This is a genomic window from Pseudonocardia sp. ICBG601 (genome assembly GCF_020496245.1).
In genome coordinates, this window is the sequence record NZ_JAHLJA010000148.1 from 2,459,024 (window position 1) to 2,472,903 (window position 13,880).

12 protein-coding genes are annotated in these 13,880 nt (G+C 73.8%); 6 read left to right on the forward strand and 6 right to left on the reverse strand.

Annotated elements, in window-relative coordinates:
* Positions 1–3 precede the first annotated feature (3 nt).
* Both KPL57_RS41100 and KPL57_RS41105 read right to left on the reverse strand, forming a co-directional pair.
* Positions 4–747: a Crp/Fnr family transcriptional regulator gene (locus KPL57_RS41100; protein ID WP_226355824.1), complete on the reverse strand. Its 744-nt coding sequence runs from the start codon at positions 745–747 to the stop codon at positions 4–6.
* Between the two features lie 191 nt (positions 748–938).
* Positions 939–2,252, reverse strand: coding sequence for an MFS transporter (locus tag KPL57_RS41105; RefSeq protein ID WP_226355825.1), 1,314 nt, complete (start codon positions 2,250–2,252; stop codon positions 939–941).
* 167 nt (positions 2,253–2,419) lie between these two features.
* Between KPL57_RS41105 and KPL57_RS41110 the strand changes: the two genes are divergently transcribed.
* From KPL57_RS41110 to KPL57_RS41130, 5 genes are all read left to right on the forward strand, one after another.
* Entirely contained in the window at positions 2,420–3,046 is a 627-nt protein-coding gene (locus KPL57_RS41110) for a TIGR03085 family metal-binding protein (RefSeq protein WP_208819483.1), read from the forward strand.
* A gap of 39 nt (positions 3,047–3,085) precedes the next feature.
* Positions 3,086–4,117: a 4-hydroxy-tetrahydrodipicolinate synthase gene (gene dapA, locus KPL57_RS41115; RefSeq protein WP_226355826.1), complete on the forward strand. Its 1,032-nt coding sequence runs from the start codon at positions 3,086–3,088 to the stop codon at positions 4,115–4,117.
* Between the two features lie 147 nt (positions 4,118–4,264).
* Entirely contained in the window at positions 4,265–5,953 is a 1,689-nt protein-coding gene (locus KPL57_RS41120) for a ribonuclease J (RefSeq protein ID WP_226356684.1), read from the forward strand.
* Positions 5,954–6,032: 79 nt separating this feature from the next.
* On the forward strand, positions 6,033–8,624 hold the full coding sequence (locus KPL57_RS41125) for a DNA translocase FtsK (protein WP_226355827.1): 2,592 nt from the start codon (positions 6,033–6,035) through the stop codon (positions 8,622–8,624).
* 133 nt (positions 8,625–8,757) lie between these two features.
* Positions 8,758–9,672: a YceI family protein gene (locus tag KPL57_RS41130; RefSeq protein ID WP_226355828.1), complete on the forward strand. Its 915-nt coding sequence runs from the start codon at positions 8,758–8,760 to the stop codon at positions 9,670–9,672.
* Positions 9,673–9,687: 15 nt separating this feature from the next.
* Here the strand turns inward: KPL57_RS41130 and KPL57_RS41135 are convergent, their stop codons facing one another.
* The gene (locus KPL57_RS41135; protein ID WP_226355829.1) at positions 9,688–10,839 is read right to left on the reverse strand and encodes an FAD-dependent monooxygenase; all 1,152 of its coding nucleotides are present in this window, start codon (positions 10,837–10,839) and stop codon (positions 9,688–9,690) included.
* Positions 10,840–10,933: 94 nt separating this feature from the next.
* Between KPL57_RS41135 and KPL57_RS41140 the strand changes: the two genes are divergently transcribed.
* Positions 10,934–11,794, forward strand: coding sequence for a winged helix-turn-helix domain-containing protein (locus KPL57_RS41140; protein WP_226355830.1), 861 nt, complete (start codon positions 10,934–10,936; stop codon positions 11,792–11,794).
* Here KPL57_RS41140 and KPL57_RS41145 read toward each other — a convergent pair.
* The 3 genes from KPL57_RS41145 to KPL57_RS41155 are packed head-to-tail and all read right to left on the reverse strand — an operon-like array spanning position 11,787 to position 13,495.
* Positions 11,787–12,248, reverse strand: coding sequence for a tRNA (cytidine(34)-2'-O)-methyltransferase (locus KPL57_RS41145; protein WP_208819473.1), 462 nt, complete (start codon positions 12,246–12,248; stop codon positions 11,787–11,789). The genes KPL57_RS41140 and KPL57_RS41145 overlap by 8 nt on opposite strands.
* A 3-nt stretch (positions 12,249–12,251) precedes the next feature.
* Positions 12,252–12,638 (reverse strand): VOC family protein, encoded by a 387-nt coding sequence (locus KPL57_RS41150; RefSeq protein ID WP_226355831.1) that lies wholly within the window; start codon positions 12,636–12,638, stop codon positions 12,252–12,254.
* Positions 12,635–13,495, reverse strand: coding sequence for an AraC family transcriptional regulator (locus KPL57_RS41155; protein WP_226355832.1), 861 nt, complete (start codon positions 13,493–13,495; stop codon positions 12,635–12,637). The genes KPL57_RS41150 and KPL57_RS41155 overlap by 4 nt, the downstream gene beginning before the upstream one ends.
* Between the last annotated feature and the right edge of the window lie 385 nt (positions 13,496–13,880).

A 13,880-nucleotide genomic window follows, 5' to 3' on the forward strand; every position in this document is an offset into this window, starting at 1 on the left:
GGCTCAGGCCAGGACGGCGTGCACCCGCCGTCGCAGGTCCGGCAGGTCCCGCACGACGAACCCGCGTCCCTCCTTCTCCAGCAGGCCCTCCGCGACCAGCCGGGACAGCTCCCGGCTGGTCGTGACCCGGGTGAGCCCCACGAGCAGCCCGAGCTCGTCGACGGCGGGACGGATCGACAGCCGGGCCACCTCGTCGAGTGCGATCTCGCCGTAGGCCTCCACCAGGTGGCCGAGCAGCAGGATGATCCGCTCCCGGGCGGGCAGCCCCTCGATGAGCACGTGCAGCTGCATGACCCGCTGCTTGTAGGCGATCCGGCGGGTGATCTCGAGCAGGAGCTCCGGCTCGTCGCGGGCGGCGGTCAGCAACGCGTCGCGGGTCACCGAGACGATCTCCGACGGCCGGGTGCAGACCGAGGCGAGGTGGCGCGGCCGTCCGTCGACGCAGGCCGCCTCGCCGAGGCTGGCGCCGGGCTCGGCGTAGGCCAGCGAGCGTTCCGAGCCGTCGGGCCGGTGCAGGTAGATCCGCACCCGCCCGGACACGACGAGGTGGAACCGCGACGACAGCTGGCCCTGGGTGTAGACGTGCTCGCCACGGGCGTAGTGGCGGGGGCTGCCCAGCCGCGCGATCCGCGAGGTCAGCGACGTCCACGGGGCGGTCAGGAACGGTGAGACCGGGTGGTCGTCGGGGTCGGGGGCGGGCAGCGCACGCACGGTGCCGTCCGGCCGCCGCGCCGCGCCGCTGCTCATGGTCCCGCCTCCCGGCCGTCGCCGATGGTCCGTCCGGACGGTAGCGGGCTGGGGCGCCTGCGGGTAGGCGGGACGGCCCGGACACCGAGGGGTGCGTCCGGGCCGTCCGGGTCCGGGGGGTGCCGGCCGGCGGCCGCCGGCACCGGGTGGGTGCGGGACGGCCCGCCCGGACGGGCCGCCCCGGTGGCCGGTCAGACGGCCGCGAGCTGTGCGTCCTGCTCGGCGAGGGAGTCCGCGTCGGTCTGCGGCAGGGCCAGCGTGCAGAGCAGGCTGATCAGCGAGACCGCCGAGAGCAGCAGGCCGATGCCGAGGCTGCCCAGCGTCGACGCGGCCAGCGCCGCGGCGAACAGCGGGACCACGCCGCCGCCGAAGACGCCGGCGAGGTTGTAGGCGATCCCGGCGCCGGTGTAGCGGAACCGGGTCGGGAACAGCTCCGGCAGCTGGGCGCCGATCGGGCCGTAGGCGATGCCGACGACGCCGAGCACCAGCGACAGGCCCAGCCCGAACGACCACACCGTCCCGATGTCGATGATCGGGAACGCGACGAGCCCGGCGACGACCGAGGCGATGTTGCCGCCGACGACCATCTTCCGGCGCCCGACCCGGTCGGACAGGATCGCCGAGGCGATCGTGGTCAGCGCGAAGACGATGCCGCCGACGATGCCCATGGCCAGCACCGACGGCCGCGGCAGCTCCAGCTGCTGGGTGCCGTAGCTGGTCAGGTAGGTGACGCCGATGTAGAAGAAGGCGAACACCGCGGTCGTCGAGCCGGCGCCGAGGAACACCGCGGCCGGACGGCTGGTGAAGACCTCGGTGATGGGGAGCTTCGTCGAGACCGGGCCGCTGTTCTTGAACGTGGCCGTCTCCTCCAGGGCGAGCCGCACGTAGAGCCCGACCGCGACGAGCAGCACCGACCCGATGAACGGGATGCGCCAGCCCCAGGCCAGGAACGCCTCGTTGCTCATGGTCAGCGCGGTGACCAGGAAGGTCGCCGACGCCAGCGCGAACGCCACCGACGGGCCGAGCTGGGGGAACAGCGCGTACTTGCCGCGGGCCTTCGTCGGCGCGTTCTCCGCGGTGAGCAGGGTCGCCCCGGCCCACTCGCCGCCGACGGCGAGGCCCTGCAGGATGCGCAGCACCACGAGCAGGATCGGCGCCAGGACACCGATCATCCCGGTGGTGGGCAGCAGGCCGATCGCGAGCGTCGAGAAGCCCATCAGCAGCAGCGTGGTGACCAGCGTGCCCTTGCGGCCGAGCCGGTCGCCGAAGTGGCCGAACAGCACCGACCCGAACGGCCGCGCGACGAATGCCACGCCGAAGGTGGCCAGCGCGAGCGCGGTACCGGCCGCCGCCCCGAGCTCGGGGAAGAAGACCTTGTTGAACACCAGGGCCGCGGCGGTCCCGTAGATGAAGAAGTCGTAGAACTCGATGACCGTGCCGGTCATGCTCGCGAGCGCGATCCGGCGCATCGACCGCGGCGGCTGCGTGGTGGCAGCGTTCGTCACGTGTGTTCTCCCCGTCGAGAAGCGATGAGTGGGACGGATCGGAGTATCGGGACAGCGGCGGATGAGATCTGTATCACTAGCTACAAAACACGTGCGTTCCGTCGACCGTCTGTCGACCGTTCGTCGTGGCAGTGCGGCCGGTGGCGGGCGGCACTACGTTGGGCGAGGTGAGCCTCGCGACCGCCGAACGTGCCGCCCTGTGTGCCGAGTTCGAACGTTCCGGACCCGACCGCCCGACCCTCTGCGAGGGCTGGAACGCCCGCGACCTGCTCACCCACCTGCTGGTGCGCGAGCGGCAGCCGTGGAACGCCGCGGGGATCGTGGTGCCCGCACTGTCGGGCATGACCGACAAGGCGATGGACGGCTACGCGTCGGCGGCCTGGCCGAACATGATCGACGACCTGCGCAAGGGCCCGCCCGCGTGGTCGCCGTTCAAGGTGGGCAAGGTCGACGAGATCGCCAACGGCGCGGAGTTCTTCGTCCACCACGAGGACCTGCGCCGCGGGGAGCCCGGCTGGGAGCCCCGCCCGTCGGACCCGGAGCGCGACGGGCAGCTGTGGAACCTGCTCGCGAACCAGGCGAAGCTGCTGTTCCGGCGCAGCCCGGTCGGCCTGGTGCTGGCCCGTCCGGAGGGCGCGACCCAGGTCGTCGCGACCGGGTTCGGCGTGGTCACGGTGACCGGTGAGCCCGCCGAGCTGGTGCTGCACGCCTTCGGCCGGGACGCCGCGCGGGTCGAGGTGACCGGTCTGCCCGCCGACGTGGAGGCCTACCGCGGCGCCCCGTCCGGGATGTGACCGGGAAGCGTCGGTCCTCCGGCGGTACCGTCACCAGTCATGAGCACCGGTCCCGACTCCGCCCCCGGCGGCCAGCAGCACCCGCCGCGCCGACCGTTCGGCGAGGTGCTGACCGCGATGGTCACGCCGTTCGACGCCGACGGTGAGCTGGACCTGGCGAAGGCCGAGGAGCTGGCGAACCACCTGGTCGACCTCGGCAACGACGGGCTGGTCGTCAACGGCACCACCGGTGAGGGCCCGACCACCTCGGACACCGAGAAGTCCGAGCTGATCCGCGCGGTCGTGTCCGCGGTGGGGGACCGGGCGACGGTCGTCGCCGGGGCGGGCACCTACGACACCGCGCACTCGATCGAGCTGGCCCGCAGCGCGGAGCGCGCCGGTGCGCACGGACTGCTCGTGGTCACGCCGTACTACTCGCGGCCGCCGCAGGAGGGCCTGCTCGCGCACTTCACCGCCGTCGCCGACGCGGGTGACCTGCCGGTGATGCTCTACGACATCCCGCCGCGCAGCGTGATCGGGATCGACGTCGAGACCTTCCAGCGCCTGGCGCAGAACCCCCGCATCGTCGCGGTGAAGGACGCCCGCAACGACCTGCGCGTCGGCACCGAGGTGCTGGCCACCACCACGCTCGCCTACTACTCCGGCGACGACCCGGTGAACCTGCCGTGGCTCTCGGTCGGGGCGGTCGGCTTCGTCAGCGTGATCGGCCACGTCGTCGCCGACCGGCTGCGCGCCATGATCGACGCCTACCACGCCGGTGAGCACCAGCGGGCCCGTGCGCTGCACTACGCGATGCTCCCGGTGATCCGCGGGATGGGCCGGGTCGGCGGCGCGGTGTTCGCCAAGACCGCTTTGCGGCTGCGCGGCATCGACGTCGGCGACACCCGGCTGCCGCTGCCGCCCGCCACCGAGGAGCAGGTCGCAGCGATCGCCGGCGACCTCGCCGTCGCCGGGGTGGCGCTGGACCCGCAGGCCCGCCCGAACGCCCCCGCCTACCAGCCCGGCCACGGCGCCCTGGGCGGACGCACCGCAGCCGACATCGGCGCCGAGGTCGCGTACCACCGCACCTGAGCAGGAGCGCCGGCTCCGCACCCGAGCGGGCCCCGAGAACACGAACCAGAGAACACGAACCCATGTGAGGCACGAACCCCTGTGAGTCCCCAGCGCAACGACCGACGCAACCGGCCCGGCCGGACGCTCTCCGCGCCGCCGGAGAACATCGAGCGCCCGGAGCTCCCGGACGCCCCGCCACCCGCCCTCGCGCGGGGCGGCCTGCGCGTCTACGCGCTCGGCGGCATCGGCGAGGTCGGTCGCAACATGACCGTCTTCGAGTACGAGGGCCGGCTGCTCGTCGTCGACTGCGGCGTGCTGTTCCCGTCCGACTCCGAGCCGGGCATCGACCTGATCCTGCCCGACTTCCGGACCATCGAGGACCGCCTCGACGACATCGACGCGCTCGTGCTGACCCACGGCCACGAGGACCACATCGGTGCCGTGCCGTGGCTGCTGCGGATGCGCCCGGACATCCCCGTCGTCGGGTCCCGGTTCACGCTCGCCCTGGTCGCGGCCAAGTGCAAGGAACACCGCCTGACCCCGCACCTGCAGGAGATCAAGGAGGGCGACCGGGTCTCCCACGGCGGGTGGGACTGCGAGTACTTCGCGGTCAACCACTCGATCCCCGACGCCGTCGCCGTCGCGATCCGCACGCCCGCCGGGCTGCTGCTGCACACCGGTGACATCAAGCTCGACCAGCTCCCGCTCGACGGGCGCCTCACCGACCTGGGCGGGTTCTCCCGGCTGGGCGAGGAGGGCGTCGACCTGTTCCTGGTCGACTCCACCAACGCCGAGGTGCCGGGCTTCGTCACCCCCGAGGCCGACATCGGGCCGGTCATCTCCGACCTGGTCCGCCGGGCGCCGTCGCGGATCATCCTGGCCTGCTTCGCCAGCCACGTGCACCGCGTCCAGCAGGTGCTCGACGCCGCGCACGCGCACGGCCGCAAGGTGTGCCTGACCGGGCGCTCGATGGTCCGCAACATGGGCCTGGCCGACGACCACTCGCTGCTGAACATCCCCGACGGGCTGCTCGTCGACATCGACGAGGCGATGCGCCTGCCCGACGAGAAGCTGGTGCTCGTCTCCACCGGGTCGCAGGGCGAGCCCCTCGCCGCGCTGTCCCGGATGGCGCGCGGGGACCACCGCAGCATCACGATCCGCCCGGACGACACGATCATCCTGGCCAGCTCGCTGATCCCGGGCAACGAGACCGCCGTGTTCGGCGTGATCAACGGGCTGACCCGGCTCGGCGCCACCGTCGTGCACCAGGGCAACGCCAAGGTGCACGTCTCCGGGCACGCCCCGGCCGGCGAGCTGCTGTTCCTCTACAACGCGGTGCGCCCGTCGAACGTCATGCCGGTGCACGGGGAGTGGCGCCACCTGCGGGCCAACGCCGCGCTCGCGGTGCGCACCGGTGTGCCGGCGGAGTCGGTGGTCATCGCGGAGAACGGCGTGGTCGTCGACCTCGTCGACGGCCGCGCGGCGATCACCGGCCGGGTCGAGGTCGGGCAGGTCTACGTCGACGGGCTGTCGGTCGGCGACGTGGGCGAGACCACTCTCGGTGACCGCATCGCGCTCGGCGAGGGCGGCTTCATCGCGATCAACGTGGCGATCGACCACAAGACCGGCCGCGCGCTGTCGCGTCCGACGCTGTCCGGGCGCGGGTTCTCCGACGACCCGAAGGCGCTCGACGCCGCCCAGTCGCTGGTCGAGGACGAGCTGTCCCGGCTGGAGAACGAGGGCGTCACCGACCCGCACCGGATCGCCCAGGGCGTGCGGCGCGTCGTCGGCCGCTGGGTGTCGGACACCTACCGCCGCCGCCCCATGATCGTCCCCACGGTCATCGCCGTCTGAGTGTGTGGAGGGGTCGTCGACCCCTCCACACCCGCGTCGGTCCCCGGTTCGATCACCGAACCGGGCTACCGTGTGTGACATGGCGGGACGCACGGGCACGGGCAGGACCACCACGACTGCGGCCGCGGGCCGCGGCTCGGGGCGGTCGGGCTCGCGCGCGTCCACCGCCCGCAAGCGCCCGTCGGCCGGCCGCAGGCCGCCGGCCCGGCGCCAGGGCCCGGACCTGGTCGACCGCGGGATCGACGCGGTCGGCCGGGGCGTGGCGAAGACCGTCCGCGCATCCGGGCGCGCGGTCGGGCGCACCCGTGAGATCGATCCCGCGCACCGCCGTGACGGCATCGGCTTCGGCATGCTCGTGCTCGCCGTCATCGCCGCCGCCGGGCTGTGGTGGCAGGCGGGCGGCTCGGTCGGCTACTGGTTCACCTTCCTCGTGCAGGCGGTGATGGGCCAGGCCGGCGTGGCGCTGCCGGCGATCCTGCTGGGCGTCGGCATCGTGCTGGTCACCACCGAGGGGCACCCGGAGGCCCGGCCGCGGATCGTGACCGGCAGCCTGCTGCTCGCCCTCGGCGTGCTCGGGCTGGTGCACCTGGGTGCCGGAGCGCCCGCCGAGCCCGACGCCTGGCGCGGCGCGGGCGGCGCGCTCGGCTACGTCGCGGGGACCCCGCTGAAGGCCGGGCTCAGCCTGTGGACGGCCGTCCCCGTTCTCGTCCTGCTGACGCTGTACTCGGTCCTGCTGGTCACCGGGATCCCGGTGCGGGAGCTGCCGGACCGTTTCCGCAGGCTCACCGGACAGCTGCCGCCCGAGCAGGACGACGAGGAGGACACCGGTGCGGGCCGCCCGCGCACGGTGGCCGACGCCGTCGCCGAGCGGGAGGGGCAGGCCGAGGACGCCGAGGAGGCCCCGAGGAAGCGGCGCCCGTCGCGGCGCAGGCAGGGGGCCGCGGAGGCCGACGCGTTCCGGACGGAGGAGGGCGAGCACGCCCCGGCCCCGGTGGACCCGTCGCTGCCCGGCGTCCCGGACGAGGAGGTGCCCGCCGCCGTCCCCGCCGCGGCCGCACCGCCGGCGAAGAAGCCGCGCAAGCCCGTCGTCGAGACCCCGCAGGTCGCCGACGAGCCGCTGGAGGGCGAGCAGCTCTCGATGGCGATCCGCGAGCCGCAGTCCGACACCGAGTACATCCTGCCGCCGGCGGACACCCTGGAGTCCGGGCCGCCGCCGAAGTCCCGCAGCTCCGCCAACGACGCGATGATCGAGGCGATCACCGGGGTCCTCGACCAGTTCAACGTCGACGCCCAGGTCACCGGCTTCACCCGCGGCCCGACGGTCACCCGCTACGAGATCGAGCTCGGCCCGGCGGTGAAGGTCGAGAAGATCACCCAGCTGCAGCGGAACCTCGCCTACGCCGTCGCCAACGACAACGTGCGGCTGCTCGCGCCGATCCCCGGCAAGTCCGCGGTCGGCATCGAGGTCCCCAACACCGACCGCGAGATGGTCCGCCTCGGCGACGTGCTGCGCTCGGGCAACGCCCGTGCCGAGCAGCACCCGATGGGCATCGGCCTGGGCAAGGACATCGAGGGCCACTACCTCGTCGCGAACCTGGCGAAGATGCCGCACCTGCTGGTCGCGGGCTCCACCGGTTCCGGTAAGTCGAGCTTCGTCAACTCGATGCTGGTGTCGCTGCTGACGCGGGCCACCCCGGACGAGGTCCGGATGATCCTCATCGACCCGAAGATGGTCGAGCTGACGCCCTACGAGGGCATCCCGCACCTGATCACGCCCATCATCACCCAGCCGAAGAAGGCCGCCGCGGCGCTGTCCTGGCTGGTGGAGGAGATGGAGCAGCGCTACCAGGACATGCAGGCCAACCGGGTCCGCCACGTCGACGACTTCAACCGCAAGGTCCGCACCGGGGAGATCACCGCCCCGCCCGGGTCCGAGCGGGTGTACCGGCCCTACCCGTACATCATGTGCATCGTCGACGAGCTCGCCGACCTCATGATGACCGCGCCGCGCGACGTCGAGGACGCGATCGTCCGGATCACCCAGAAGGCGCGTGCGGCCGGGATCCACCTGATCCTGGCGACCCAGCGGCCGTCGGTGGACGTCGTCACCGGTCTGATCAAGACGAACGTGCCGAGCCGCCTGGCGTTCGCGACGTCGTCGCTGACCGACTCGCGGGTCATCCTCGACCAGCCGGGTGCGGAGAAGCTGATCGGCATGGGCGACGCGCTCTACCTGCCGATGGGCGCCGGCAAGCCGGTCCGCATGCAGGGCGCCTTCGTCGACGACGACGAGATCTCCAAGGTCGTCGCGTTCACCAAGGAGCAGGCCGAGCCCAGCTACACCGAGGGCGTCACCGCGCAGAAGGCCGGCGAGAAGAAGGAGATCGACGCCGACATCGGCGACGACCTCGACCTGCTGCTGCAGGCCACCGAGCTGATCGTCACCTCGCAGTTCGGGTCGACCTCGATGCTGCAGCGCAAGCTGCGGGTCGGGTTCGCGAAGGCCGGCCGGCTGATGGACCTGCTCGAGACCCGCAACATCGTCGGCCCCTCGGAGGGCTCGAAGGCCCGCGACGTGCTGGTCAAGCCGGACGAGCTGGAGGGTGCGCTCTTCCTGATCCGCGGCGGCGGGACCGCCGACGGCGGCGAGGTCGCCGACGACGACGAGTGACGCCGCGGGTGACGGTCGCGGGGCGGTGATGATCCCGACACCGTCGGTGATCGACTTTTCGGGCCGGCGGGTTAACGGGACGGTCACGTTCGTGCCAGAGTGACCAGGGGTCGCCGGCCGGCGACCGCACGTCGTGCTGCCCGTCGTCGCCGGGCAGAGGAGGTTCTGGCTGGTGTTCTGGAGGAAGAAGGACCGTCGTCGCCCGGCGCGGGGCACCACCGACCGGCACGCGCTCGTCCCGATTCCGCTGACCGGCGGCGTGCTGTCCGGCCAGGTCCGCGACCAGCAGGGCGGTGCCCTGGCCGGTACCGAGGTGTCGGTGATGGACCCCGCCGACCGGCGCGCGGTGCACGTCGAGACCGACCCGTTCGGCCGGTTCGCCGCGTCGCTGATGCCCGGCCGCTACCGGGTGCGCGTCGAGGCGGGCGGCTACCAGCAGGTCACCGACGTCGTCGAGGTGTCCTGGGGCGAGCACGCCGACATGGGCCACATCGTCCTCGGCGAGGACCCGGCGCTGCGCCCGCCGCGCCCCGGCGTCTTCGTGATCGACGGCGACCACAGCTCGGTGCGCTTCGTCGCCCGGCACATCGGCATGTCCAAGGTGTACGGCCGGTTCAACCGGTTCCAGGGGCAGATCCGGATCGCCGAGCCGTTCGAGGAGTCCTCGGTGGACGTCGTGATCGACGCGGCCAGCGTCGACACCAACGTCGCCGCCCGGGACACGCACCTGCGCTCGGCCGACTTCCTCGACGTCGAACGCTTCCCCGACCTGCGCTTCTCCAGCGTGCGCTTCGTCGCGCACGGCGGGAACCGGTGGACCGTGGACGGCGACCTCACGCTGCACGGCCTGACCAGCGACGTCTCGCTGGACACCACGTTCCTGGGCACCGCGGAGTGGAACGGTGACCGGGTCGGCGCGATCGCCACCACCCAGCTGCACCGCGAGCACTACACGCTCAACTGGCAGCAGACCATCGCCAAGGGCCTGCCCGTGGTCGGGTCGACGATCCAGATCCAGCTCGACGTGCAGGCGATCCGGCAGTCCTGACCTCCGGCGGAGTGCTCAGTACTCCGGGAGCGTGAGGGCCGTCGCGGCGGTCGCGGCCCAGTGCTCGGCGAGCCCGGGAGCGGCGGCGTCCGGAGCGGTCAGCTCCCGGACCCGTGCGGCGTTGGTCAGCGCCAGCTCCTGGTTCGCCTCCACCCAGCCGCGCATCCGCCGCTCGTGGGCGGCGGCCGCCGGCCCGGGGTCGCCGCCGGCGCGCGCGAGCTCCCCGGCCAGCACGTAGGCGCCGACCACGGCCAGCGTCGTGCCCTGGCCGGACAGCAGCGTGGGGCACCAGGCGGCGTCGCCGACGAGCGCGACCGGACCGCGCGACCAGACCGGCAGCCGCACCTGGGTGACCGGGGTGAGGTACAGGTCCTCGGCGCGGGCCATCCCGGCGAGCAGCTCGGGCAGCCACCAGCCCCCGCCGGCGAAGTGCCGCGCCACCAGGGCGCGCTGCGCCCCGAGGTCGCGGTGGTGGTAGCCGGCGTCCGGGTCGGAGAAGCCGAGCATCACCCGGACCTCGGTGTCGTCGTGCGCGGTGTAGAGCCCGGCCATCGTGTCGGGGCGCTGCAGGAACACCTGCCAGCGGCTCAGCCCGAAGGTGTTGGGCAGGGTGAACACGGCGACGTGCTGGCCGAGCGGGACCAGCCGGCCGTCGTCGTCGGGGCCCAGGGCCAGACGCCGGACGCCGGAGTGCTGGCCGTCGGCGCCCACCACGACGTCGTAGTGCTCCTCGGTGCCGGACGCGAAGCGGACCCGGGCACCGCCCGCCGGGTCCGGGTCGAGCGCGACGACCCGGTCGCCCCACCGGTGCTCGACGCCGTCGAGCGCGCCGGTGAGCAGGGCGGCGAGGTCGTCGCGGAGGATCTCGACGTCGTCGCTCGCGACCGGCCCGCCGGTGAGCGTCACCTCGGTGCTGCGGAAGACCTCGGTGCCGTCCTCGTCGACCAGGGACATGCCGTCCATCGCGGTGCGCGCGGCCCGCAGCCCGGCTCCGAGCCCCATCCGGTCGACGACGGTCAGCGCTGGTCCCCGGACGTCGACGGCCTGCCCGCCCGGCCGCGGTCCCGGCGCCGACTCGACGACGACGGGCCGGAACCCGTGCCGCCGCAGCCACCACGCGAGCGTCGCCCCGGCGATGCCGGCCCCGCTGATCAGGATGTCGGTCATGCGTCCTCCTCGGTACGGTGTACGAGGCCACGATGACCCCGCGAGCTGCGGCGACGCGTGGCCTGTAGCGGTACAGGTGGTACAGGGAGGTGCGGTGGACGGGTCGCCGACGGACCGGGTCGCGGCTGCGGTGCGCGCCCGTATCGAGGCGGGCGACCTGCGCCCCGGGGACCGCGCGCCGTCGGTGCGCGCGCTGGTGGCCGAGCACGGCGTCGCGATGTCCACCGCCGCCCGGGCGCTGACCCGGCTGCGCGAGGAGGGGTTGCTGCACACGACGGCCCGGGTCGGGTCCGTCGTCGCCGGGCCGGCGGGACACCCGGGTCCGGCCGCGCCGCCGGACACGGACCGGCTGGTGCGGACCGCGATCGCCATCGCCGACGACGAGGGCCTGGCCGCATTGTCCATGCGCCGCCTCGCCGGGGCGTTCGGCGTGCCGACGATGTCGCTGTACCGGCTGGTGCGCAGCCGCGACGAGCTGCTGCTCGCGATGCTCGAGTCGGTGTTCGCCGAGCTGGTGCTGCCCCCGGCCGACGGGCCGTGGCGGGCCCGGCTGGAGGGGGCGGTGCACGCGCAGTGGCGGGTGCACCGGCGGTACCCGTGGCTCGCGCGGGTGCTGTCGCTGTCCCGTCCGCAGGCGCTGCCGTCGCTGCTGCGCTTCGCCGAGTTCGAGCTGGCCGCGCTGGAGGAGGTCGTCGCCGACCCGGTGGAGCGGTTCGACCTGCACCTGGCGCTGACCGGGTTCGTGCGGGGGATGGCGCTGACCCTGGCCGCGGAGCAGGAGGCGCAGGCCGACACCGGCGTCGACGCCGACACCTGGGCCGACCACGACCCCGGGCTGCGCACCGCGCTGCGCCGCCACGGCGGGCCCGCGCTGCGCCGGATCGGGGACCACCCCTACGACCTGCAGCGGGTCCTCGACACCGGGATCGCCCGGTTCCTCGACGGGATCAGCTGAACCCCTGCTGTCGCCACGCCTCGTAGACGGCGACGGCGGCGGCGTTGGCCAGGTTCAGCGAGCGGTTCGACGGCCGCATGGGCAGCGCCACCGTGCCCGTCACCCAGTCCGCGCCCGCCACCTCCGGCGGCAGCCCGGTCGACTCGCGGCCGAACAGCAGCACGTCCCCGTCGGAGTAGGCGACGTCGGTGTAGCGGACCGGCGCGCCCGGCACGAACGCGAACACCCGCGCCCCCGCGGCGCGCACCCAGCCGGCGAACGCGGCCGTGTCGTCGTGCACGACGACCTCGGCGAGGTCGGCGTAGTCGAGCCCGGCCCGGCGCACCGAGCGCTCGTCGAGGGAGAAGCCGAGCGGCCGGACCAGGTGCAGCTCGGCGCCGGTGTTCGCGGCGAGCCGGATCGCGTTGCCGGTGTTCGGCGGGATCTCCGGGGTGTGCAGGGCGAGGCGGACCACGCGCTACTCGTACCAGGTGCCCCCGCTCCAGTGGTTGCCGTCCGGGTCGGCGACCTCGAACAGGCGGCTGCCGTAGTCGGCGTCGAAGGGTGCGTGCACCACGGTGGCGCCGGCCGCGACGGCGCGGGCGAACAGGGCGTCCGGGTCGTCGCAGACGAGGTGGACGGCCGCGCCGCCGGGTGGGCGGCACCCGTCGTGGGCGGGGCCGAGCATCACGCCGCCGGGGGCACCGGTGGACCCGGTGCGCACCAGCTCGGCGTGGACGACCGCGCCGTCGTCGCCGGTGTGGACGGCGCGCTCGGTGAAGTCCAGTGCCGAGGTCAGGAACGTGACCAGGGCGCGCGGGTCGGGGCTGGACAGGCTGGGCCAGAGGCCGGGCAGGTCGCTCATGGGTGCGAGGGTGCCGGGGCCGGGCGCCGCGGTCGTGGACGAATCGGAGCCGCCGGCCGGACCCGCTCGGCCCGCCAGGTCGACGCGGTGGTGCCCGCGAGGTCGCGGAAGTCGCGGGCCAGGTGCTGCTGGTCGGCGTAGCCGCAGATCGTGGCCAGCTCGGCGAGCGGGGGAGCCGACGGGCGGCGCAGCAGCGTGCACGCCCGCTCGAACCGGATGACCCGTGCCGCGGCCTTCGTCGCGAGCCCTGTCTCGCGCCGCAGCCGCTCACCGAGGTGGCGCTGCGACCAGCCGACCTCCCCGGCGACGTCGGCGACGCGCGCGGTCCCGCCGCTGCGGGCCAGCAGCTCCCAGGCGCGCACCACCTCCGGCGGCGGGTCGCCCGGACGGTCCCGGGCGTCCGCGACGGCGCACAGCGCGGCGTCGAGCAGCGCGCAGCGCCCGGCCCACCCCGGCTCGGCGCGCAGCCGGTCCAGCAGGGTGTCCAGGCCGGGGAGGAGCAGCGCGAGGTCGACGACGTCGCCGGCCAGCTCGCCGGCGGGCAGCCCGAGCAGCGTGCGGGCGCCGCGCCAGGTCATCTCCAGCTGCATCCCGGCCTGCCGGGTGCCGGTCGCGAGCACCGCGGGTGCGGCGTGCAGGCCGGCCGCCGAGGCGGTGAACCGGCCCGGGCCGCGTCGCGGGTCCGGGGCGGCGAGCAGGTCGACCGCCCCGTCCAGGCAGAGCACGACGGTCAGGTGGGCGCTCGACACGCCCTGGTGCGTCCCCGCCGGGCCCGCGGGGGAGGACCAGCACCAGATCCCGGACACGAGCGGGCGCAGGCGGGCGGAGGGACGCCAGCGCCGGGCCCCGTCGGACATACGGGCCAGGGTAGCGCCGCCGGGACGGGGAGGCCGGGAGTCCGGAACGGACGATCGTCGGCGACGCCCGGACGCGCCCGCGCCGCCGGGTGTTCCGCGGTCGTTCGTCGAACGGTCGACGAGGGTCCGCCGGGGGTGCCCGGCGATCCTGAGAACGGCCGCGGGGCCGAAAAGTGAGCGGTTGTCGCACACGGCCGTCCGCCGTAGTGGACAGGGCCCTTCACGGAATGGATCTTAGGGCGGTCGTCGCCCAATCGCTCCGTTCGGATGAAACATTTCCTTAATCGATCCCACGTCTATTCGATCTCCCTGGTGATCGAATAGTCACCGGGTGGGCAAGATCGGAATTGCGGGATCTCCCGGTCCGTATTCGTCGGGGGAGGCA

Excerpts from the sequence above, each read along its gene's own strand:
- KPL57_RS41100 (WP_226355824.1), bottom strand. The coding sequence starts at position 747 with ATGAGCAGCGGCGCGGCGCGGCGGCCGGACGGCACCGTGCGTGCGCTG.
- KPL57_RS41135 (WP_226355829.1), bottom strand. The coding sequence starts at position 10,839 with ATGACCGACATCCTGATCAGCGGGGCCGGCATCGCCGGGGCGACGCTC.
- KPL57_RS41155 (WP_226355832.1), bottom strand. The coding sequence starts at position 13,495 with ATGTCCGACGGGGCCCGGCGCTGGCGTCCCTCCGCCCGCCTGCGCCCG.
- KPL57_RS41125 (WP_226355827.1), top strand. The coding sequence starts at position 6,033 with ATGGCGGGACGCACGGGCACGGGCAGGACCACCACGACTGCGGCCGCG.
- KPL57_RS41150 (WP_226355831.1), bottom strand. The coding sequence starts at position 12,638 with ATGAGCGACCTGCCCGGCCTCTGGCCCAGCCTGTCCAGCCCCGACCCG.
- dapA (WP_226355826.1), top strand. The coding sequence starts at position 3,086 with ATGAGCACCGGTCCCGACTCCGCCCCCGGCGGCCAGCAGCACCCGCCG.